Source organism: Micromonospora sp. WMMC415, from assembly GCF_009707425.1.
Taxonomy (GTDB): Bacteria; Actinomycetota; Actinomycetes; order Mycobacteriales; family Micromonosporaceae; genus Micromonospora.
This window is the reverse complement of record NZ_CP046104.1, coordinates 2,986,572-3,007,777: the sequence shown is the minus strand read 5'-3', so window position 1 is coordinate 3,007,777 and position 21,206 is coordinate 2,986,572. Positions and strand designations below refer to the sequence as shown.

The window sequence follows — 21,206 nt, the reverse complement described above, 5'->3', positions numbered from 1 at the left end:
TTACTTGCCGACGCCGGCGGTGAGGCCGGACTGCACCTGGCGCTGGAAGACGATGTACACGATCAGCACCGGCAGCATCGCCATCGTGACCCCGGCGAAGAGACCGGACCAGTCGGACTTGTAGCCCTGGTTGACCGACAGCTCGATCAGGCCCTGGGCGATCACCTGGTTCTTCGGCTCGCCGGCGACGGACTGCATCAGCAGCGTCGGCAGGTACCACTGGTTCCACTGCCCGAGCACGTTGAAGATGCCGATGCTGATCAGGCCGGGCTTGGCCATCGGCAGCATGACGCTGAAGAACAGGCGGGTGTGCGAGGCGCCGTCGACCAGGCCGGCCTCGGCGATCGCGGTCGGCAGGGTCCGGAAGAACGAGTGCATGAAGAAGACCGTGAACGACAGCGACCAGGCCACGTACACCAGGATCAGCATGACGTGCTTGTTCGGCCCGAGCAGCGGGAGCACGACGCCGGTGTTGTAGACCCCCTTGAACAGCGGGACGGCGGCGAGGTAGATCGGCAGCGTCAGCCCGGACAGGAACATCCAGTAGATCAGCCGGTTGCCGGGGAACTCGTAGCGGGCCAGGGCGTACGCGGCCATCGAGCCGAGCAGCATGGTGAGGAAGACACTGCCGACGAGCACCAGCAACGTGTTCAGGAAGAAGCTGTCGATGCCCGCCGTCCAGGCGCGCGCGAAGTTGTCCCACTGCAGTGACGAGGGGAACAACGACAGCGGCTCGCGGATCACCTCGGAGTCGGTCTTGAGGGCCGACATGACCACCCACAGCAGCGGGTAGACGACCATGATCGCCCACACCACGAGGAAGAGGTGCGAGAAGCCGTTGAAGATCCGTGCGCCGACGCCGTTGGCGGCGGACTCGGCCACCGGGCCGCGGGTGGTGCCGGTCGGCGGGGGCGGGGTGGGCCGGGCCCGGCCGGAGGTGTGGGTCACCGTGCTCATCGTCCAGGCCTCCTCAGTACTCGATCCGCTCACGGCGGGTGATCCGAAGCTGGAGGGCGGCCAGCAGGATCGTGAAGATCGCCAACGCCACGGCGATGGCACAGGCGTAGCCGAACTGGCCCTTCTGGAACGCGTTGAAGTTGATCACCGATGCGAAGATCTCGCTGGCGTGGTTCGGCCCGCCCTGGCTGGGTGTCATGACGTAGACCAGGGCGAACATGTCCAGGGCGATGAAGCCCAGGTAGACCCAGGCGACCGAGACCGTGTCCCGCAGCAGCGGCAGGGTGATCCGGAAGAACGTGTGGAACCGGCCGGCGCCGTCGAGGATCGCCGCCTCGTAGACGTCCTTGGGGATCGACTGCATCGCCGCGGAGAACAGCACCATGTAGAACCCGGCGCCGCTCCACACCGCGATGAGCAGCAGCCACCACAGCACCGCCGGGACACCGAGGAAGGGCTCGGGGTCGTTGGTGAACGCGATCGGGTTGTCGGCGTCGACCAGCCCGATCTTGATGAGCAGGCCGTTGATCAGGCCCTGGCCGTCCGTCCGGTAGATCTGCTGCCACATCACCGCGATGACGACCAGGGACAGCACCTGCGGGAAGAAAAAGATGACCTTGTAGAGGCCGGAGCCGAAGACCCCCCGGATGCCGGCCCTGTCCTCGCGTCCGCCCACATTGAGCAGGAACGCGAGGAACAGGGCCAGCGCGATCGTGAACAGCGGCACGGTGACCAGGAAGAACACGTTGTGCCAGAACGCCTTCCTGATCAGCTCGTCGGAGAGCAGCCGGACGTAGTTGTCCAGCCCGACGAACTGCTGCCGATCGGAGTAGCCACCCCAGTCGGTCAGCGAGTACCCGGCGGCCTGCACGAAGGGCCAGACCACGTAGAAGAGGTAGAGCGCGACGGGCAGGGCCAGGAAGCCCGTGACGAAACGCGCGACACCGTGCCGCATTGGACTCACTCTTTCCGTTGGGATCAGGCGGTACGGGTCTGCTTCTTGATCGACGAGTCCTTGGCGACCTTGTCGGCGGCCGCCTGCATCTTGTCGACGAACTGCTGGGCGGTCAGCCGGCCGGCCATCAGCTCCTCGGAGAGGTTCTGGCTCTCCTTGTCCAGGTCGGCGTAGAAGTTCCAGAACTTGACCGAGACGAGGTCCTTCGGTGCGTTCTTCATCAGCTCGTTCGCGCTGGCCAGCGCCGAGTCCTGGACGTTGTCGCCGGAGCCCTTGGTGGAGGCGAGCGACTTGGTCAGCTCGGCGAACTTCGCCGAGCCGGCCCTGGAGAGAACGGCCCGCAGGAACTCCTTGGCGGCGGCCTTGTTCGGGGCCTTCGCCGGCACCACGATGCCCTCACCCGCGCCGGCGTAGACGTCGTTCGGCGCCTTGTCGCTGGCGCCCAGGCCCCAGTAGTCCGAGATCTTCATCTCGAAGCCCGGCGGGATGGTCGCCGCCATCTCGTTCTTGAGCCAGGTGCCGACCTGGATGAACGCGGCCTTGCCGTCCAGCCACGCCTGCTGCGACTGGGTGTGGTCGAGCTTGCCTGGGAGCAGCAGCTTGTCCTTGACCAGCTTCTCCCACGCCTGCAGGGCCGGCAGGATGCCGTCGGCCTTCCAGGCGTTCTCCTTCAGGTTGTCGATGTCGACCACGGCCTGCTTGCCAGCGGACTTCCAGATGGTCGCCATCAGTGCCCAGCGCGGGTAGTAGCCGTGCACCGCGTCGTGGACGTACGGGGCCATGCCCTTCGCCTTGATCTTCGGTGCGAGCGCGAAGAACTCGTCGAAGGTCTTCGGCGGCTGCCAGCCCTCCTTGTTGAACAGCGCGGCGTTGTACCAGTTGCCCCAGACCGTGTAGGCGATGTTGACCACGTAGAACTTGCCCTGGAAGGTGCCGTCGGCGACGGTGCCCGGCAGCAGCGTGTCGGCCACCGTTCCGTCGCTGTCCCAGGCGGGGGCGGTGAGCAGGTCGTCCAGCGGCTCGATCGCACCCTCGTTGACCAGGGTGCTGATGTCCATGATGTCGGCGCCCGAGTTCATGACGACGTCGCTCGGCTGCGTCGCCATCTTCGGCTGCTCTTCGGTCTTGATCTTCTGGGTGGAGCTCATGTTGACCGTGATGCTCGGGTGCTTGGCCTTGAAGATCGCCATGTCCTCCTTGGCCCACTGGTCGCCCAGCCCGCCGTTGAAGACGACGACCTTGACGGCGCTGCCGTCCTTGACGCCGAACGGGTTGTCCTTGCTCTTCGCGCCGCCGGTGTCGTCGTTCTTGGCCGGCTCGCTGCCGGCGCACGCGCTGAGCAGGCCGGCGGCCGGTGTGACCAGCAGACCCGCGGCCGCGGCGCGACGCAGCAGAGTCCGGCGGTCGAGGTCGGGGGAAACAGACATCTCTGACTCTCCTTGGATATTCGGGTCAGGCGGTCCGCCGGAGGCGCCCGGCGTACCGCGACTCGAGGGCGTGGTTGTGCTCGTCCCCGCCGGGGACGTTGGCGGAGAGGTAGATAGGGGGTACCTCCCCGGCCTGGTGGAACCGTCGTACGACCTCGGCGGTCAGCAGCTGCGCCAGCAGCGCCGCGGTGACCGAGGAGACCGCACAGACCGCGCCGCCGCCCTCGAGCGGCAGCAGTGCGTCGCCGTACGGCGCGCCGTTGTCCAGCACGACGTCGGCGATGTCGGCGAGCCGGTGCCCGGACGGGTGCCGGGGGGCGACCCGCGCCGTGTGCTCGACCGAGGTGACCGCGATCAACGGGTGACCGCGCCCGGTGACCAGCGTCGCCAGCTCGACCACCGAGCCGTTGATGCCGGACTGGGACGCCACCACGAACACGTCCTGCGGCAGCGGGTCCGCGAGGGCGTAGATCTGGTGGGCGATGGAGGGGTCGCGCTCCAGCTTCGGATCGGCGAGCACGTCGCGCGGGGCGTCGCCGTGCAGCACCAGGTCGTGGATGGACAGCCGGTTGGTGGGGACCAGCCCGCCGGCCCGGGCGACCAGCTCCGCGGCGAACGCCTCGGAGTGCCCCGCCCCGAAGGCCTGGAGCACGCCGCCCGCCCGGAGGCTTCCGGCGATCAGGTCGGCGGCGGAGGCGAGCGCGTCGGCGCTGGAGTCGACGAGGCGGTCGAGCACCGGCCGGACCGCGTCGGCGTACCGCTGGGCGCTGATCATCGGCTGCCCCCCTCGCCGGTTCCGGTGTTGCCCGGCAGCCGCCTGGCGGCCTTGTGCCCGTCGACGGCCTGGGCGGTACGCCGGAAGGCCGCGTGGGCGCGGTCGTGGGTGCGCTGGGCCACCGCGATGTAGAGCAGGTCGAGCACGACGAGCTGGGGGTGCCGGGCCGACAGCGCGTCGGGGCGGAAGGTGGTGGCCTGGCTCGCCGTCAGCAGCGCGATGTCGGCGAGCTCGGCCAGCGGCGAGCGGGGAAAGCCGGTCACGGCGACGGTGGTCGCGCCCCGGCTGCCGGCCTCCGCGAGCATCTCGATGGTCTCCCGGGTCTGGCCGCTGTGGGAGACGCCGAGCGCGACGTCACCGGCGCGCAGCAGGGCGGCCGAGGCGAGACCCTCGTGGACGTCGTTCCAGGCCCAGGCGGCGACCCCAATGCGGTGCAGCATGAACTGCATCTCCTCGCCGACCAGCGCGCTGCCGCTGGCGCCGAAGATGTTCACCCGGCTCGCGCCGGCGATGGCCACCGCGGCCCGCTCCACCTCGCCGAGGTCGAGCAGCGCGGCGGTGTCGTGCATGGCCCGGGTGTCGGCGGCGATGATCTGGTCGAGCACCCGGCGCAGCGGGTCGCTGGGCTGGATCTCGCGCCCGATGTCGACGGTCCAGCCGGCCGAGCGGGCCCGGCCGGTCTCGGCGGCGATGCCGAGCCGCAGGTCCGCGTACCCCTCGAAGCCCATCGCCCGGCAGAAGCGGGTGATGGTGGCCGGCGACGTGCCGCTACGCTCGGCCAGCTCCACGATCGTCGCGCGGGCGGCGGCCTCCGGGTCGCTGAGCACGTGCTCGGCGACCCGCCGCAACGCTCCGGTCAGCTCACCGGCGCCGGCCCGGACCCGGGCGAGCACGCCGCCGGCAGCGACCCCGGCGCCCCGCCGGTCGAACCCGTCGGCGTCGACCACCGCGGTCACCGCGGTGGCGTCCACCTCGTGATCAACCATCGGACGCCCTTTCGGAAAAGACTGTTAACTGTTAGTGGTAAAAGTTCTTACTGAAGGGCCCTCCGTGTCAAGGCCGTGGGCGAAGTTTTCAAACTGTTACCTGGCGCACAGTCCGGGACCGGTCCGCTCCCCTTGCCCGGCACGCCCCGGCCGACCAGCATGAACGCCGTATCCGATCAAGGGAGGTGGGCGGTGTCCGGCACCGTCGTGGTCGGTCTCGACGTCGGGGGTACGTCCACCCGCGCCACCGCCGTGACCCTGGACGGGGAACGGCTCGGCACCGGCCGGGCCGGTGGCGGCAACCCGACCAGCCACGGCGCCGAGGCCGCCGCCCGGGAACTGCGCGCCGCCCTGCGCGCCGCGCTCAGCGGCGTCGACCCGGCACGGGTACGCGCCGGGGTCGTCGGGCTGGCCGGGGCCGCCCGGTTGCTCGCCGACCCGGACGGCCGGGCCGCCTTCGACCGGGCCTGGCACGACGCCGGGCTGCGCTGCCCGTACGCGGTGCACGGCGACGCCCTGGTCGCGTACGCCTCGGGCACCGCCGCACCGGACGGGACGATCCTGATCGCCGGCACCGGGGCGATCGCGGCGCGGGTACGCGACCTGCGACTGGACCGGGTGGCCGACGGGCACGGCTGGCTGCTCGGCGACGCCGGCTCGGGCTTCTGGCTGGGGCGGGAGGCGGTCCGCGGGGTGCTCGCCGACCTGGACCGGGGCACCGCACCCGGCCCGCTGGGCGCCGCCGTCCTGCGCGACCTGCTCGGCTCGGCCGAGGTCGCACCCCGGTCCCGGGACACGGTCGACACCCTGATCCAGGCCGTCACCCGGCGCCCGCCGGTGGAGCTGGCCCGGCTGGCCCCCCTGGTGACGACCGCCGCCGTCGACGGCGAGCCGGTGGCCCGGCGGCTCCTCGACGAGGCCGCGCTGCACCTGGCGGAGAGCACCGCCCGGATCCGACCGGCGGGCGAGCGCACGCCGATCGTGCTCGGCGGCGGCCTGTTGACCGGCGGCACACCGCTCGCGGCGACCGTACGGGCGGAGGTGCGGCGACGTTGGCCGGACGCGCCGGTCCACCTCGCTGGCGACGGCGCGGCCGCGGCGGCCTGGCTCGCCGCCCGGGACCTGCCCGAGGTCACCGACCCGGCGGCGTTGCACGCCCTCCTGCTCCCCACCCGGGGAGCGCCAGGGTCGTGACGGCCAGCCCGCCCTACTTGAGCTGGCCGGCGGTCAGGCCGGCCTGGATCTGGCGCTGGAAGGCGATGTACACGACCAGCACCGGCAGGGTGGCGATGGTCAGGCCCGCGAAGAGACCGCTGTAGTCGCCCTGGTAGCCCTGGCTGACCGCGAGCGCGGCGAGCCCCTGGGCCAGCACCCACTTGGAGTCGTCGCCCTGCATCAGCACCTGCGGCAGGATGAACTGGTTCCAGTGGCTGAGGAAGTTGAAGATCGCAATACTGATCAGTCCCGGTCGCGCCATCGGTAGCATCACCCGGAAGAAGAGCCGGAAGTGACCGCACCCGTCCATCAGCGCCGCCTCGGCGACCGCGGTCGGCAGGGTCCGGAAGAAGGCGGTCAGGAAGAACACCGTGAACGGCAGCGAGTAGGCGGCGTACACCAGCATCAGACCGGTCCAGGTGCCGAAGAGACCGGCGTTGCGCACCACGAAGAAGAGCGGCACGAGGGCCAGGAAGACGGGGAACATCATCCCGCCGACGAACAGGTAGTAGCAGATCTGCCGGCCGGGGAACTCGTACCGGGCGAACACGTAGGCCGCCGTGGCGCCCAGCAGCATGGTCAGGCTGAGGGAACCGGCCACCACGATCGCGCTGTTCAGGAAGTACTGGCCGATGTGCGCCTCGGTCCAGGCCCGCGCCCAGTTCTCGAACCGCAGCGCGCCCGGCAGCCCCCACGGGTCGGACAGGATCTCCCCGTCGCTCTTGAACGAGCTGAGGAACATCCAGAGCAGCGGCAGCACGGTCAGCGCGCCCCAGAACACCAGGAACCCGTGCGAGAAGACGTTGGCGCCGCCGGTCTCGCGGCGCAGCTTCCGGACCTCCGGCGCCGACCGGTCCCCCGCGGCGGTGCCGCCGGACGCGGGCTTGTCGAGAATGGTCACGAGTACTCGATCCGATCACGTCGAGCGGCCCGCAGTGCCAGCACCGCCACCGACAGGGTGAGGAAGAACAGCACCACCCCGATGGCCGAGGCGTAGCCGAACCGGTTCTCGCTGCCGAACGCCGTCTCGTACATCCGAAGGCCGATGACGTCGGAGGAGAAGTTGGGGCCGCCGTTGGTCATCTGCTGGATCAGGATGAACCCGTCCAGCGCCGCGATCGCCAGGTAGATCCAGGCCACCTGGACGGTGTCCCAGAGCAGCGGGATGGTGACCTTGCGCAGGGTGGTCCAGCGGGACGCCCCGTCGAGCATCACCGCCTCGTAGATGTCCCGTGGGATGGCCGACATGGCCGCGCCGAAGAGCACCACGTAGAAGCCCACGTTGCTCCAGACCATCACCGCCAGCACGCACCAGAAGGCCGTACGCGGGTCGCCGAGCCAGGTCGGGGTGGGCAGGCCGACGGCACCCAACGCACCGTTGAGCAGGCCGCTGTTGGGGTGGTAGACCTCCCGCCAGAGCAGGGCGATGATGACCACCGAGAGCACCTGCGGGAAGAAGTAGACCATCCGGTAGACCGAGGTGCCGCGGACGCCCGTCACCCCGGCCCGGCCCTTGCGACCGCCCATCGCGAGCATGGTGGCGAAGAAGAGGCCCAACCCGATGGTCAGCACCGGCACCACGGCCAGCAGCCACGCGTTGTTCTTCAACGCGTTCCACACCCGACCGTCGTCCAGCAGCCGCTCGAAGTTGGCCAGCCCGACGGGATCGGCCTCGGCCGAGTAGCCGAGCCAGTCGGTGGTCGAGATCTGGAAGGCCTGCAGGTACGGCGAGATGACGAAAATGCCGTAGAGCAGCAGCGGCGGCACCAGGAACGTGACGATCAGCGGGTACTTGCCATGTCTCACGAGAAGGACCTACTCCCGATGCGAAGGCGGTGCTCCGGTGGGGACGGTCGTCGCCGCCCCCACCGGCCGGACGTCACACGGCCCGCTTGTACTTCTTGATCGAGCTGTCCTGGGCGATCGAGTCGGCGCCCTGCTGGCACCGGTCGAGGAACTCGGCCGGGCCGATCCGGCCGCTGAAGAACTCGCCGCACGCGGCGTCGACGAGTTCCCGCTCCAGCTTCCGGTAGTAGTTGTTGTAGACCCAGTTGAAGCCGTCGCCGCCGGAGGCGTCCAGCGCCTTCACCACCGTACTGAGGCCGAACGGCAGTTCGACGCCCTCGGTGGAGCCGGCCACCACGGTCAGGCTGGAGACCTTCCGGGTGAAGTCCTGGGCGCCCTTCCTGGACAGCATGATCCGGAAGTACTCCAGGCCGCCGGCGATGTTCTTCCCCTTCGCCGGCACCATGAACGGCTCGCCGGCGGTGCCGCGCATCGCCTCGAACGGCAGCTTGTCGCCGCCGCCCAGGCTCGGGGTCGGCTGGATGGTCATGTTGAAGCCCGCGGGCGTCACCTTCTTCTGCTCGCTCTCCAGCCAGGAGCCGCAGGAGATGAAGGCCGCCTTGCCCTGGCACCACTCGGTCTGCGACTGCACGTGGTCGAGGCCGGGCGAGCCCTCCAGGATGTACTTGTCCTTGACGATCTGGTGCCACGCGTCCGCCGCGGCCTTCATCGCGTCGGACTTCCACGCGTTCGGCTCGAGGTTGTCGATCGCGGTGGCGACGGAGGGCCCGCCGAACTTGATCGCAGTGGAGATCAGCGGCCAGCTCATGTAGCGCGGGTGCTTGCCGGCGTACGTCCACGGCGCGATCCCGGCCGCCTTGATCTGCTTGCAGAGCGCGATGTGCTCGTCCCAGGTCTTCGCGTACTGCCAGCCGCGGTCGCTGAACAGCTTGGTGGAGTGCCAGATGCCGTACGCGGTGTAGGTGTAGTTGAGCACCAGGAACCTGCCGTCGTACGACCCGACCTCGACCGCGCCGGGAAGCAGGGTGTCCTTGACGGTCTTGCCGGGGATGTCGAGGCTCGGCGCGTTGAGCAGTTCGCCCAGGTCGGCGATGGCGTTCTGGGAGACCAGCCCGTTGAAGTCGATCTGGCCGGCGCCGGAGTTGTTCACCACGTCCGGCGGGGTGCCGTCGACGAAGCGCGGCTGCAGCGTCTTGTTGATCTCCTGGGTGGCGGAGTGTTTGATCGTCGCCTTCGGGTACTTCTCGGTGTACATGGCCTCGTGGGCCTTCGCGTACTCCTCGCCGAAGCCACCGTTGAAGATGACCACCTCCAGCGGGGCGTCCTCCTTGACCCCGAGCGGGTTCTGCTCGGTCTTGGTGCCCTGGTAGGTGCCGCCGTCGCCCTGGTCACCGCCACCGCCGGTGGCGCAGCCGGTGAGCAGGCCGGCGGCCGGGGTCGCCAGGAGGCCGGCGGCGGCGCTGCGCCGCAGGATGTCACGCCTGTTCATCATCACTCCTCGGATCGGGTCTCCGGCGGCCACCGGGCAAGGGGGGTGGTGGGTCGCCGCGCGAGGCAGGGGGGGGAAGTTTGTCTTCAGTTTGACAAATATTGCTGAAGAATTTCTACGGCAGGAGCGTCCGGACTTCAAGACCCGAAGACCGAACCGTTACCGCGGCCTTGACCTAGGCTTGCGGCCATGGGTCGACTGCGCCGACTCGCCGAGGCCACGCCGCCGAGCCGGGACCGCTACGTCGATCTGCTCCGGGCGCTCGCGATCGTCATGGTCGTTCTCGGTCACTGGGCGGTCGCGACGATCGGGTACGACGACGCCGGGCAGCCCACCGGGCGCTCGGCGCTGCCCGAACTACCCTGGGCGTACCCGCTCACCTGGCTGGTCCAGGTCATGCCGGTGTTCTTCCTGGTCGGCGGGTACGCCAACGCCGCCTCCCTGACCGCCCACCGCCGCCGGGGCGGCGACGCCACCGGCTGGCTGCTCGGCCGTAGCGCCCGGCTGCTCCGGCCGACCACCGTGCTGGTGGTCGTCCTCGCCGCCGCGGCCCTGGTCGCCCGGGCGCTCGGTGCCGAGCCGTCGCTGATCCGGACGGTCGTCTGGTTCGCCACCATCCCGCTGTGGTTCCTCGCCGCGTACCTGGCCGTGGTGCCGCTGACCCCGGTGATGTACCCGCTGCACCGGCGCTTCGGGCTCCTCGTACCGCTCGCGCTGGCCGCCCTGGTGGCCCTGGGCGACCTCGGCCGAGGGCTCGGCCCCGCCGCGGCGGCCCTGCCGAACTACCTGTTCGGCTGGCTGGTCGTGCACCAGCTCGGCTTCGCCTGGTACGACGCCCGCACCGAACGATCACCGCACGACGACCGGGCCGAACCGTCGCCGCACGATGTCGCCGGTGAGCCGCCGGACCATCGCACCGGGCTGCGGTCGCGGCGGCTGCCGGTGTCCCGGCGGGCGGGGTGGACGGCACTGCTCGGCGGGCTGGCGGTGGCGGTGCTGCTCACCGGGCCGGGCCCGTACCCGGTCAGCATGATCAACATTCCCGGCGAGCGGCTGGACAACGCCGCGCCGCCCAGCCTGGCGCTGCTCGCGCTGACCACGGCGCAGCTCGGGCTGATCCTGCTGCTGCGCGGCCGGGCGGAGCGGTGGCTGGGGCGCGACCGCCCCTGGATGGCGGTGATCGCCGTCAACGCCGTGGTGCTGACCGTCTTCCTGTGGCACCTGACCGCGACGATCCTGCTGGTCGGCGCGCTGGACGCGGTCGGGCTGCTCCCGACGCCGGCCGCCGGCTCCGCCGCCTGGGCGGCCTGGCGGCTGCCGTGGGTGCTGATGCTGGCCGTCGTGCTCGCCGTCCTGGTCGCGGTCTTCGGCCCGGTGGAGGCCCACACCGGCCGGCCGCCGGCGGCCCGTGGCCCCGGACCGTCGTCCGGCGGCGGGGAGGGCCGCCGGTGGCGGGCCGCCGGCCGCGCCACGCTCACCGCCGCCGGTTTCGCCGCCGTGGTGTACGCGCTGGTCGACAACGCGGTCACGTCGCGCGAGGCCCCGGAACCACTGGGACTGCCCGCCTCGGCGCTGGTGGCGTACCTGGCCGGGGCGGGCATCCTGCGGCTGCTCAGGTCTGGGTGGGGAAGCCGAGGTTGACCCCGCCGTGGCGGGGGTCCAGCCAGCGGCTGGTGACCACCTTGCCCCGGGTGAAGAAGCGCACCCCGTCCTCACCGTGGGCGTGCAGGTCCCCGAAGAGGGACGACTTCCAGCCGCCGAACGAGTAGTACGCCATCGGCACCGGGATCGGCACGTTGACCCCGACCATGCCCACCTCCACCTCGTGCTGGTAGCGCCGGGCCGCGCCGCCGTCGTTGGTGAAGATCGCCGTGCCGTTGCCGTACGGGTTGGCGTTCACCAGGTCGACCGCCTCGTCGTACGAACCGACCCGGACCACGGACAGCACCGGCCCGAAGATCTCGTCGGTGTAGATCGACATGTCCGGGGTGACGTGGTCGAACAGCGTCGGCCCGAGCCAGAAACCGCCCGCGTCGCCGTCCGGCTCGACGTCCCGGCCGTCGACCACCGGCACCGCGCCGGCCGCCACGCCCGCCGCCACGTACGACCGGACCCGCTCGGCGTGCGCGGCGGTGACGAGCGGACCCATGTCGCAGCCGCGCCGCCCGTCGCCGGTGCGCAGCCCGGCCATCCGCTCGGCGATCTTCGTCACCAGGGCGTCGGCGACCGGCTCGACCGCGACCAGCGCGGAGATCGCCATGCACCGCTCCCCCGCCGACCCGAAACCGGCGTTGACGGCGGCGTCGGCGGCCAGGTCCAGGTCGGCGTCGGGCAGCACCACCATGTGGTTCTTCGCCCCGCCGAGCGCCTGCACCCGCTTGCCCGCCAACGAGCCGCGCTGGTAGACGTACCGGGCGATCGGGGTGGAACCGACGAACGACACCGCCTTGACCGCCGGGTGGTCCAACAGGGCGTCGACGGCCTCCTTGTCGCCGTTGACGACGTTGAACACCCCGTCGGGCAAACCGGCCTCGGCGAACCACTCGGCCAGCAGCAGCGCCGCGCTCGGGTCCTTCTCGCTGGGCTTGAGCACCACCGCGTTGCCGGCGGCGACCGCCACCGGGACGAACCACAGCGGCACCATCACCGGAAAGTTGAACGGGCTGATCACCGCGACCACGCCGAGCGGCTGCCGGAGCGAGTACGAGTCGACCTCGGTGGAGACGTTCTCGCTGAACCCGCCGCGCAGCGCCGACGGGAGGCCGCAGGCGTACTCGATGACCTCCAGCCCGCGTTGCACCTCGCCGGCGGCGTCGGCGAGCACCTTGCCGTGCTCGGCGGTGACGACCGCGGCCAGCCGGTCCCGCCGGGCGTGGACCAGCTCCCGGAACGCGAACAGCACGGCCGTCCGCTTCGCCAGGGAGGCGTCCCGCCAGGACCGCGCGGCGCGCTCGGCGGCCCCCACCGCCGCCGCGACGTCCACGGTGGAGGCCAGCTCCACCTCCCCGGTACGCCGACCGGTGGCCGGGTCGAAGACGTCGCCGCGTCGCGGGGACGCGCCCACCACGCGCTTCCCGTCGACGAAGTGCCCGATCAGGTTCACCGGCTCCCTCCTCGCGCTCACCGGGCCACCGCCTCGGCGGCGGTGCGGATGGCGTCGACCAGGATGGCGAGGCCCTCGCGGGCCTCGTCCTCGGTCAGCGTGAGCGGCGGGCCCATCCGCAGCACGTTGCCGTGCAGGCCGCCCTTGCCGGCGAGCAGGCCGCCGGCCCGGCACGCCTCGAAGACGCGGGTGGCCAGCGCCGCGTCGGGCTCACCCGTACCCGGCCGGACGAACTCGACGCCGAGCATCAGGCCCTTACCGCGTACCTCGGCGACCTCCGGCAGGTCGCCCACCGCGGCGCGCAGTCCGTCGGCGAGGATCGCGCCGACGCGGGCCGCGTTCGCCTGCAGGTCGTGGTCGAGCAGGTAGTCCAGGACGGCGTTGCCCGCCGCGGTCGAGACCGGGTTGCCGCCGAACGTCGAGAAGCTGATGGCCGGCACCGACTCGACCACCTCGGCACGGCCGACGACACCGGCGAGGGCGAAACCGTTGCCGATGCCCTTGGCGAAGGTGAGCAGGTCCGGCGTGACGCCGTGAGCCTGGTAGCCCCAGAAGTGCTCGCCGGTACGCCCCCAACCGGTCTGCACCTCGTCGGAGACGAGCAGGATGCCGTGCTCGTCGAGCACCTTCTTCCAGGCGGCGAAGAGCCCGTCCGGGCCGTGCACGAAGCCGCCGACGCCCTGGATCGGCTCGGCGATCAGGCACGCCACGTCACCGGCGGTCTGCGTGGCGAGCACCTCGCGCAGGTCCTCCACCGCCGCGTCGACCCGGTCCGCCTCGGGCAGCCGGGCCAGCAGGCCGCGCAGCCGCTCACCGGAGTGCAGCCAGGCCACCTGCAGCGGGTTCAGCGGGCTGGCCGACCAGCCGCGGTTGCCGGTGACGCCCATCGCAGCGTACGACCGGCCGTGGTAGCTGTTGCGGACGGCCAGGACCTGGTGCGAGCGGCGGTGGTTGGTGGCCATCAGCAGCGCCGCCTCGTTGGCCTCGGTCCCCGAGTTGGTGAAGAAGACCCGCGGGTCCGGGATGCCGGAGAGCCGGGCCACCTTCTCGGCCAGCTCCACCTGCTGCCGGATCAGGTAGAGGGTGGAGGTGTGCACGATGCCGGTGCGGAGCTGGCGCTCCACCGCCTCCCGGATCTCCGGGATCTCGTAGCCGATCATGTTCGTCAGCACGCCGCCGAAGAAGTCCAGATAGGTGCGCCCCTGCGCGTCGGTGACCCGGCGGCCCTCGCCGGAGACGAGTTCGAGCGGCTCGGCGTAGTAGAGCGGCATCCAGGACGGGAGCACGGCCCGGTGCCGGGCCAGCAGGTCGTCGGCGGTCATCGAGGCGCCTCCCAGCATTTGCGGTTACCGCACGCTCTCATCAGGCCCGGCTCGGGACAACTGTCACCGTGTAGCGCACGCGCCCCGGCGACCTGACAGCACGTCAGCTCCGGGCGTTGACGCGTCACCTGGTCGGTATGTCCGGATCCGTTGTCACCCTTGCGCCGGATGTCCGGTTCGGCGGGTGACCGGCGGCACCGTCGCGGCGGAATGGTGGCCGGGCCGGGGTCGTTACATCACCTGGACGATCGAGCAGGGCCGCCGCCCCGAGCGGGCGCGATCCCCGGCCCACCGGCCGGAATGATGGCGGCCCGGCGGTCGTTACACATGGTCCCGGCGCCGTGAGGGCCCCCCGCCCCGCGTGGTCGCCGGTCCGGACACCCGGGACATCGCCGGTCCGACCCCCTCGGACCGTGCCTGCGAGCCCGGACGTCGCATCCGTTCGCTGATCCCCCCTTCTTGTCGGCGCGGGTGCCCTTCCCCCGAATGGAGCTTCTCGTGATGAACACGATGCTGCGTAAGAGCGTTCTCGGTATCGCTGGTCTGGCCGTCGCCGGTGGTCTCGCCGCCGGCCCACTGAACCACGACACCACCACCGCCGGCACGGTCGGCACCACGTCGCTCGCCGCCACCGTGCAGGCTGACACGGTGGACAAGAACACGCTGATCCCGCACGGTGTGCAGGGCAAGCAGTCGCGTATCGACCTGGACGACGAGCAGATCGGCAACGTCAAGGCGATCATCGCGGCGACGAAGAAGGCCGACATGGACGAGCGGGCCGCCGTGGTGGCCATCGCCACCGCGTTGCAGGAGTCGAAGCTGGTCAACCTGGGTCACCTGGGTGAGCGCAACGACCACGACTCGCAGGGCCTGTTCCAGCAGCGCCCGTCCAGCGGGTGGGGCACGGTCGAGCAGATCACCGACCCCGAATACTCCACGCTGGCGTTCCTGAAGGGTCTCAAGCAGGTCGACGGCTGGCAGGACATGCCGCTGACCAAGGCCGCCCAGACCGTGCAGGTGTCGGCCTACCCGTTCCACTACGCCCAGTGGGAGACCCAGGCCGCCGACCTCGTCGCCGAGCACTGGAACTGACTTTCCTCATAGGGGGAACCAAGCCGCTGGCCGGCACCCGAACCCGGGTGCCGGCCAGCGGCGTTTGTGCAAGGAAGGGCCCCTTGTTAACGCCTGGTGTTGTACAAGGGTCCCTTCCTAACACCTCAGCCGGCGGCGGTGTCGCGGACCGCCTGGGCGAACACCTCCGAGCGGTGCTCGAAGTTGCGGAACCGCCCGTAGCTCGGCGCGGCCGGCGACAGCAGCACGACCCCGCCGACCGGCGTGACGTCGCGGGCCAGCCGTACGGCGTCGACCAGGTCGTCGACGACCTCGCAGCGCACCTTCGGCAGCCCGTCGAGCGCCGCCACGATACGTGGGCCGCTGTCCGGCACGCCGATGACGGTGATCTCCCGTTCGGCGAGGTGCTCCCGCAGCGGCGTGTAGTCCAGGCCGCGGTCAGTGCCGCCGACGATGACCGTGAGCGGCCGCCCGTCGTACGCGTCGATCGCGTGCATGGCAGCGTACGGGCTGGTGGCGAGCGTGTCGTCGACGAACGTGAGCCCGGACGGGTCGACGATCTCGGTGAGCCGGTGGGCGAGGCCCTGGAACTCGGCGACCGCCACCGCGAGCGTGTCCCGCCGGGCGACCACGTCGACGCCGAGCGCGTCGAGCACGGCGAGCGCCACGCACAGGTTGCCCTCGTTGTGCCGGCCCACCAGTGGCAGGACGGCCCGCGCGAAGAGCGGCTGGTCGCCGAGGTGGAACCAGGGCGTGCCGTCCGGGCCGGTCGCCACGTGGGTGGTGTCCGGGGTGCCGGCGCGTACGGCGGGCCGGTCGCCGAGTTCGGCGGCGAGTCGCGCATCGGCGCCGTTGACGACGATCGTCTCCGGGTGGTGCGCCAGCAGGTTGAGCTTGTCGCGGTAGTACTCCCGCTCGCCGCCGTGCGCGTCCAGGTGTTCGGGGAACAGCGCCGTGACCACGGCGACCCGCGGCGAGTCGGCCAGGTCGCTGCACTGGTAGCTGGACAGCTCCAGCACGTACAGCTCGGCCTCCGGCAGGTCCAGGGTCGGCACGCCGATGTTGCCGCCGAAGACGTTGGGCCGCTCCACCGCGGTGAGCAGGTGGCTGATCAGGCTGGACGTGGTGCTCTTGCCCTTGCTGCCGGTGACGCCGACGGTGCGTGCGGCGTGGTCGGCCAGCCACAGGGCGGTGCCCTGGGTGACCGGGACATCGCGCCGCCGCAGCTCCACCAGCCACGGGTGCGTGTTCGGCACCCCGGGTGAGCGGACCACGACGTCGGCGGCGAGCAGCCGATCGAAACCCGCCTCGCCGGTGACCAGCGGCGCCGCCTCGGCGAGGGGCCCCTCCCAGGGAAGGCTGAGGAAGGAGCGGCTGTCGTCGACCGCGACCAGGTCCGCCGGGCCGTGCGCGGCGATCGCGGTCACGGCGGCCCGGCCCTCGCGGCCGGTGCCCCAGACGGCGACTTTGCGTCCGCGCAGGTCAGACAGGCGCACGTGCTCTCCTCGGGATGTCGGCGACGTCGGCGGGCGGGTCCGGCGCACTCGGGCACGGCGGACGAACCAGGGCCTAGTATGGCGTGTGCCCAACGAGCAGCTCCGGCGGATGGACGCCTTCACCTTCCCGTCCTACTCGATCGACCTCTCCACCGGGGAGGTGTTGTTCGACTACGCCCTGACCGGGCCCGACGGCGAGCAGCGCTTCACCGAGGTGGTCACCCTGCCGCTGCCCGACGCGCCCCCGTCGGACGAGACGGTCGCGACCCTGGGCCGCGTCCTGGAGCTGCTGCACGTGGTGGCGGGCGTCAGCTACTACAAGACGGCCGCGCCGCGCCGGCTGGTGCTGCCGGCGCCGCTGGGGTCGGCCGCCGTCGAGCTGGTCACGGCCGTCTACACCAAGGGCCTCGGGGAGTACGCGTACCGCAACGCGCTGCCGCACGTGCTGGAGCTGCGTCCCGAGGTACCCGCCGGTGAGGTCGCACCGGCCGTCGGGTACGACACCTACGGCCGGCGGCCGCTGTCGGCGGTCGGCGGCGGCAAGGACTCGATCGTCAGCCTGGAGGCGCTGCGCCGGGGCGGTTTCGACCCGGTGCCCTTCTCGGTCAACCCGAACCGGGTGATCGAGTCGGTGAACGCGGCGTCCGGGCTGCCGGCGCTGGCCGCCCGCCGGCGGATCGACTCGGTGCTGTTCGACCTGAACGAGGCCGGCGCGCTCAACGGTCACATCCCGGTCACCGCGATCAACTCGCTGATCGCCGTCGCGACGGCGGTGCTGAACGGCCTCGGCCCCGTGGTGATGTCCAACGAGCGCTCGGCGTCGGACCCGAACCTGGTCTGGGACGGGCACGAGATCAACCACCAGTGGTCCAAGGGGGTCGAGGCGGAGGGGCTGCTGCGGGCGGCGCTCGCCGAGCACGCCGGGCTCACCGACCCGTACTTCTCCCTGCTGCGCCAGTTGTCGGAGCTGCACATCGCGCGGTTGTTCGCGTCGATCGACCGGTACGACGACGTGGTGACCAGCTGCAACGCGGCGTTCAAGCTGCGCGGCGCGAGCGAGCGCTGGTGCCGGAACTGCCCGAAGTGCCGGTTCGTCTTCCTCGCGCTGGCGCCGTTCATGCCGCGCGAGCGGATCACCCACATCTTCGGCGGTGACCTGCTCGCCGACCCGGTCCAGCTGCCGGGTTACCGGGAGCTGCTCGGCGTGGACGGGCACAAGCCGTTCGAGTGCGTCGGCGAGGTCGAGGAGTCGGTGGTGGCGCTCAGCCTCCTCGCCGAGCAGGAGCAGTGGCGCGATGCCCCGGTCGTCCGGGCCCTCGTGGACGCCGTCCCCGAAACGGCCTGGCAGGCGGCAACCACCTCGGACGTCCTCACCCCCGGCGGCCCCACCTTCACCCCCACCGTCTACGCCAAAACCCTGGACTCCCTCACCTAACCCCCACCCCCCACCCCCCACCACCCACCCACCTTGCCCGCCGCGGCCCCGCCCGGGTTGATCATGAAGTTAGCGGGTCCGAATCGGGACGAACCAACCCGCTAACCTCATGATCAACAGGTAGGGGCGGGGCGCTGGGTCGGGAGTTAGGGGGTGCGGATGGCGTCCAGGGCCAGCAGGGCCACGTGCAGGGAGAGGCAGGCGTCGACCGAGTCCAGGTCGACGTCGAGGATGCGGCCGATCCGGGCCAGGCGCTCGTAGAACGCCGGGCGGGACAGGTGCGCGGCCGCAGCGCCCGCCGACTTGTTGCGGCCCTGCTCCAGGTACGCGCGCAGCGTGCCCAGCAACTGCTCCCGGGGGTGCTGGGCGTCGTACGCGAGCAGGGCCCCCAGCTCGCGCTCGACGAACGTCTGCACCCGGGGCTCGTCCCGCAGCAGGTGCAGCAGGCCGGCGAGTCCCACGTTCGGCAGCCGGAAGACCGGCAGGTCCCGGCGGTCGCGCCGGGCGGCGTCGGCGATCTGGCGCGCCTCGACCAGCGACCGCCGCGCCTCCCGCAGGCTGCCCACGCCCGAGCCGGCGGCGATGACGACGGCGGCGGACGGCACCAGCCGCACGGGCGCGGCACCGCCCCGCGGCACGCCCCCCACTCCCGACGCCTCCCGGGGTGCCGGCACACCGCCGCCACGGGTCTCCTCGTCCGGACCGGGCGCGGCACGGGAGGGCTCGGCCGGCCGGGGCACGTGCGCGTCCGGGCGGGTGCGGCGCAGGGCGGCGGCGAAGGTGGCGAGCGCCCGCTCCTCGAACGACACGTCCGGCAGGGCGAGCAGCGCCCCCACGGCCTGGTCGTCGAGGGCGCTGGTCAGGGCGGTGAGCTTCGCTTCGCGGACGGCGTGCCCGACCGCCTCGGCGAGGTCCCGCAGCCGGGCCGGCCCGGCCTCCGGCGCGCCCGGGGCGAGGCCAGGTTCGCCGGCCGGTTCGTGGCCACCGTCGCCGGCCGGGTCGTCGGTCCGGTACCGGACGACCACGCCCACCAGGTGCCGCCGTTCCAGCACCACGCCGAGAGCCCGCGCCCGCAGCGCCACCTCGTCCACCGGCCGGGAGTGGTCGAGCAGAGCGGTGAGCAGGGTGCGGTGCAGCTGCCGCTCCAGGCCTTCGGCGTCGCGGCGGATGAGCCGCCCCAGCGCCAGGGTCGACGCCGCCCGCTCCACGAGGATGGTCAGCCGGGTCGGCGGGCTGTCCGGGGTGCCCGCGCCGGCCGCCGGCTCGCCGGGTCGGGCCCCGCCGGTGGGCGCGTCCCGCCCGGACTCCGACGGCCGGCGCGGGCCACGGGTGGTCAGTTCGCCGTCGCCGGGCCAGCGCAGCAGCAGCCGCCCCCAGTCCTGCCCACGGGCCCCGACCATGGTCACCAGCCAGCCGCTGTCCGTGTCGTACGCGGTCCGCCCGGCCGGCCGGATCCGCCGCGAGTGCTGCTCCCAGCCGTCGAGCAGCAGTTCGGCGCTCTCCCCCGCCGGGTCGTACGCGAGCACCTGCCGGGACAGGTTCTCCAGCACCACCGGGCATCCGGACAGCTCGGCGGCCTGCCGGACCACCTCGCCCGGACCGGCGCCCTCCACGGACAGTTCGGTGAACCGCTGGTGGATCTCCTCGGTGGCCCGCAGCTCGGTGAGCTGCGCGTCGACGATCAGCGCGTGCACGGCCTCGGTGATCCGCACGAACGGCGTGGCGCGCCGCAGCTCGACCAGGGGCAGCCCGCGCCGCTCGGCGGCGGCCGCCATCACGCGGGGTACCCCGCTGAGGTACCGGCGGCCCAGCTCCACGACGAGGCCGGACACCCCGACGTCGGCCAGGTCGCCGATGAACGCCCGCAGCCCGGTGTCGTCGGCCGGTAGCCCGATCCCGGTGGTCAGCACCAGTTCCCCACCGCCGAGCAGGGTGGCGATGTCGGGTACCTCCGCCACGTGCACCCAGCGGACCGGCCGGTCCAGCCCGGCGTCGCCCGCGACCAGGCGCGGCGCGCCGTGCCGCACCGGCTCCAGCGCGAGCACCTCACGGACGGTAGGGAACACGGCCGACACGCTACCGTGAGTGACCTCGCAACGCTCACCCCTGGTGGTCCGCCCGGTCACGGACGGGGTGGCCGCGGCACCACCGTGCCGGTGCGGCGACGGTGGTCCGGTCAGAGCGGGTCGTCGCGGCCGAGTTCCCAGCAGGCGACGGCGGTGGCGGCGGCGACGTTGAGCGAGTCGACGCCACGCCGCATCGGGATCACCACGCGGACGTCACTGGCGTCCATGGCCGCCCGGGTCAGGCCGGCGCCCTCCGCGCCGAGCAGCAGGGCCGCCCGGGCCCGTTGGCCGGCGTCGAGGTGCTGGATCGGCACCGCGTCCGGGGCGGGGGTCATCGCCAGCACGGTGAAGCCGGCCGCCCGCACCTGGGCGAGCGCGTCCGGCCAGGGGTCGAGTTTGGCGTACGGCACGGCGAACACCTCGCCCATGCTGACCCGGACGCTGCGCCGGTAGAGCGGGTCGGCGCAGGTCGGCGAGAGCAGAACCGCGTCGACGCCGAGACCGGCGACCGCCCGGAAGATCGCGCCGAGGTTGGTGTGGTTGTTGACGTCCTCCAGGATCACGACGCGGCGGGCGGCGGCGAGCACCTCGGCCGCCGGTGGCAGGGGGCGACGCCGGAACGACGCCAGCACTCCCCGGTGGACGTGGAATCCGGTGGCCTGTTGCAGGACGTCCGGCGTCGCGGCGTAGATCGGCGCGTCCCCGGTGTCCAGGTCGGCGAGCTGGTCGGTTCGTTTGGCGTCCACCAGGTACGACCGGACCGGGTAGCCGGCGCGCAGCGCGCGGCGGAGCACCAGTTCGCCTTCGGCGATGAACAGGCCGTGCGGTGGCTCCCAGCGGGTCCGCAGTTCCACGTCGGTGAGGGCGCGGTAGTCGCCGATCCGCTCGTCGTCGGGGTCGGTGATGAGGTGGACGGGCACCCGACGATTCTGCCGGACGGCCCGCCGCCTCCCGCAGACGCCGCCCGCCGGCCGGTTACCGGAACGTCCTGAGGGGCCGGCACGGCATCGATCAGGTTGAGCATCTTGGTCGGCCGACGCCGCCCCGGACATCGAGGTTGAGCTTTCCGGAAACATTCCGTTAGCATCGATCTGCGCGGATGG

Annotated in this window: 17 protein-coding genes; 4 read left to right on the top strand and 13 right to left on the bottom strand. The window is 71.8% G+C overall.

The window, feature by feature from the left end; translation table 11 throughout:
• The 5 genes from GKC29_RS14420 to GKC29_RS14400 all read right to left on the bottom strand — a co-directional run bounded on the left by GKC29_RS14420 (position 1) and on the right by GKC29_RS14400 (position 5,100).
• Positions 1-801, bottom strand: coding sequence for a carbohydrate ABC transporter permease (locus GKC29_RS14420; RefSeq protein ID WP_230689072.1), 801 nt, complete (start codon positions 799-801; stop codon positions 1-3).
• A gap of 169 nt (positions 802-970) precedes the next feature.
• Complete coding sequence (locus tag GKC29_RS14415) at positions 971-1,912, bottom strand: carbohydrate ABC transporter permease (RefSeq protein ID WP_155331326.1); 942 nt, start codon at positions 1,910-1,912, stop codon at positions 971-973.
• A gap of 23 nt (positions 1,913-1,935) precedes the next feature.
• Positions 1,936-3,339, bottom strand: a complete 1,404-nt coding sequence (ngcE, locus tag GKC29_RS14410) for an N-acetylglucosamine/diacetylchitobiose ABC transporter substrate-binding protein (protein WP_155331325.1) — start codon at positions 3,337-3,339, stop codon at positions 1,936-1,938.
• Between the two features lie 25 nt (positions 3,340-3,364).
• The gene (locus GKC29_RS14405; RefSeq protein ID WP_155331324.1) at positions 3,365-4,114 is read right to left on the bottom strand and encodes an SIS domain-containing protein; all 750 of its coding nucleotides are present in this window, start codon (positions 4,112-4,114) and stop codon (positions 3,365-3,367) included.
• The gene (locus GKC29_RS14400; protein WP_155331323.1) at positions 4,111-5,100 is read right to left on the bottom strand and encodes a MurR/RpiR family transcriptional regulator; all 990 of its coding nucleotides are present in this window, start codon (positions 5,098-5,100) and stop codon (positions 4,111-4,113) included. The genes GKC29_RS14405 and GKC29_RS14400 overlap by 4 nt, the downstream gene beginning before the upstream one ends.
• Before the next feature lie 192 nt (positions 5,101-5,292).
• Here GKC29_RS14400 and GKC29_RS14395 point away from each other — a divergent pair, with 192 nt between their 5' ends.
• Positions 5,293-6,294: an N-acetylglucosamine kinase gene (locus GKC29_RS14395; RefSeq protein ID WP_155331322.1), complete on the top strand. Its 1,002-nt coding sequence runs from the start codon at positions 5,293-5,295 to the stop codon at positions 6,292-6,294.
• A 13-nt stretch (positions 6,295-6,307) separates the two neighbouring features.
• Here the strand turns inward: GKC29_RS14395 and GKC29_RS14390 are convergent, their stop codons facing one another.
• From GKC29_RS14390 to ngcE (GKC29_RS14380), 3 genes are all read right to left on the bottom strand, one after another.
• Positions 6,308-7,216, bottom strand: coding sequence for a carbohydrate ABC transporter permease (locus GKC29_RS14390; protein ID WP_155331321.1), 909 nt, complete (start codon positions 7,214-7,216; stop codon positions 6,308-6,310).
• The gene (locus GKC29_RS14385; protein WP_155331320.1) at positions 7,213-8,121 is read right to left on the bottom strand and encodes a carbohydrate ABC transporter permease; all 909 of its coding nucleotides are present in this window, start codon (positions 8,119-8,121) and stop codon (positions 7,213-7,215) included. Before GKC29_RS14385 ends, GKC29_RS14390 begins: the two co-directional genes overlap by 4 nt.
• 73 nt (positions 8,122-8,194) lie before the next feature.
• Positions 8,195-9,610: an N-acetylglucosamine/diacetylchitobiose ABC transporter substrate-binding protein gene (gene ngcE / locus GKC29_RS14380; RefSeq protein ID WP_155331319.1), complete on the bottom strand. Its 1,416-nt coding sequence runs from the start codon at positions 9,608-9,610 to the stop codon at positions 8,195-8,197.
• A 189-nt stretch (positions 9,611-9,799) separates the two neighbouring features.
• Here ngcE (GKC29_RS14380) and GKC29_RS14375 point away from each other — a divergent pair, with 189 nt between their 5' ends.
• Positions 9,800-11,251: an acyltransferase gene (locus GKC29_RS14375; RefSeq protein WP_155331318.1), complete on the top strand. Its 1,452-nt coding sequence runs from the start codon at positions 9,800-9,802 to the stop codon at positions 11,249-11,251.
• Here the strand turns inward: GKC29_RS14375 and GKC29_RS14370 are convergent.
• Together GKC29_RS14370 and GKC29_RS14365 are read right to left on the bottom strand one after the other, a co-directional pair.
• Positions 11,223-12,713 carry a CoA-acylating methylmalonate-semialdehyde dehydrogenase gene (locus GKC29_RS14370; RefSeq protein WP_155331317.1) on the bottom strand — a complete coding sequence of 497 codons (1,491 nt, stop codon included), beginning with the start codon at positions 12,711-12,713 and terminating at the stop codon, positions 11,223-11,225. The two genes, GKC29_RS14375 and GKC29_RS14370, sit on opposite strands and share 29 nt — an antisense overlap.
• Before the next feature lie 17 nt (positions 12,714-12,730).
• On the bottom strand, positions 12,731-14,035 hold the full coding sequence (locus GKC29_RS14365) for an aspartate aminotransferase family protein (protein WP_155331316.1): 1,305 nt from the start codon (positions 14,033-14,035) through the stop codon (positions 12,731-12,733).
• Positions 14,036-14,536: 501 nt separating this feature from the next.
• On the opposite strand from GKC29_RS14365, the gene GKC29_RS14360 reads away from it, so the two are divergent.
• Complete coding sequence (locus tag GKC29_RS14360) at positions 14,537-15,127, top strand: hypothetical protein (RefSeq protein ID WP_155334137.1); 591 nt, start codon at positions 14,537-14,539, stop codon at positions 15,125-15,127.
• A 125-nt stretch (positions 15,128-15,252) separates the two neighbouring features.
• Here GKC29_RS14360 and murD read toward each other — a convergent pair whose 3' ends face one another.
• Complete coding sequence (gene murD, locus GKC29_RS14355; RefSeq protein WP_155331315.1) at positions 15,253-16,602, bottom strand: UDP-N-acetylmuramoyl-L-alanine--D-glutamate ligase; 1,350 nt, start codon at positions 16,600-16,602, stop codon at positions 15,253-15,255.
• An 85-nt stretch (positions 16,603-16,687) separates the two neighbouring features.
• Here murD and GKC29_RS14350 point away from each other — a divergent pair, with 85 nt between their 5' ends.
• Complete coding sequence (locus tag GKC29_RS14350; protein WP_155331314.1) at positions 16,688-18,037, top strand: hypothetical protein; 1,350 nt, start codon at positions 16,688-16,690, stop codon at positions 18,035-18,037.
• Positions 18,038-18,183: 146 nt separating this feature from the next.
• On the opposite strand, the gene GKC29_RS14345 is transcribed toward GKC29_RS14350, so the two are convergent.
• Together GKC29_RS14345 and GKC29_RS14340 are read right to left on the bottom strand one after the other, a co-directional pair.
• Positions 18,184-20,112, bottom strand: coding sequence for a PucR family transcriptional regulator (locus GKC29_RS14345; protein WP_155331313.1), 1,929 nt, complete (start codon positions 20,110-20,112; stop codon positions 18,184-18,186).
• Between the two features lie 101 nt (positions 20,113-20,213).
• Entirely contained in the window at positions 20,214-21,155 is a 942-nt protein-coding gene (locus GKC29_RS14340) for a TrmH family RNA methyltransferase (protein WP_370463342.1), read from the bottom strand.
• Positions 21,156-21,206: the final 51 nt, after the last annotated feature.

Coding starts and splice junctions, on each gene's coding strand:
- GKC29_RS14420 (WP_230689072.1), bottom strand. CDS start 801: ATGGTCGTCTACCCGCTGCTGTGGGTGGTCATGTCGGCCCTCAAGACC.
- GKC29_RS14415 (WP_155331326.1), bottom strand. CDS start 1,912: ATGCGGCACGGTGTCGCGCGTTTCGTCACGGGCTTCCTGGCCCTGCCC.
- ngcE (WP_155331325.1), bottom strand. CDS start 3,339: ATGTCTGTTTCCCCCGACCTCGACCGCCGGACTCTGCTGCGTCGCGCC.
- GKC29_RS14405 (WP_155331324.1), bottom strand. CDS start 4,114: ATGATCAGCGCCCAGCGGTACGCCGACGCGGTCCGGCCGGTGCTCGAC.
- GKC29_RS14400 (WP_155331323.1), bottom strand. CDS start 5,100: ATGGTTGATCACGAGGTGGACGCCACCGCGGTGACCGCGGTGGTCGAC.
- ngcE (WP_155331319.1), bottom strand. CDS start 9,610: ATGAACAGGCGTGACATCCTGCGGCGCAGCGCCGCCGCCGGCCTCCTG.
- GKC29_RS14375 (WP_155331318.1), top strand. CDS start 9,800: ATGGGTCGACTGCGCCGACTCGCCGAGGCCACGCCGCCGAGCCGGGAC.
- GKC29_RS14365 (WP_155331316.1), bottom strand. CDS start 14,035: ATGACCGCCGACGACCTGCTGGCCCGGCACCGGGCCGTGCTCCCGTCC.
- GKC29_RS14360 (WP_155334137.1), top strand. CDS start 14,537: ATGAACACGATGCTGCGTAAGAGCGTTCTCGGTATCGCTGGTCTGGCC.
- GKC29_RS14340 (WP_370463342.1), bottom strand. CDS start 21,155: ATGTCCGGGGCGGCGTCGGCCGACCAAGATGCTCAACCTGATCGATGC.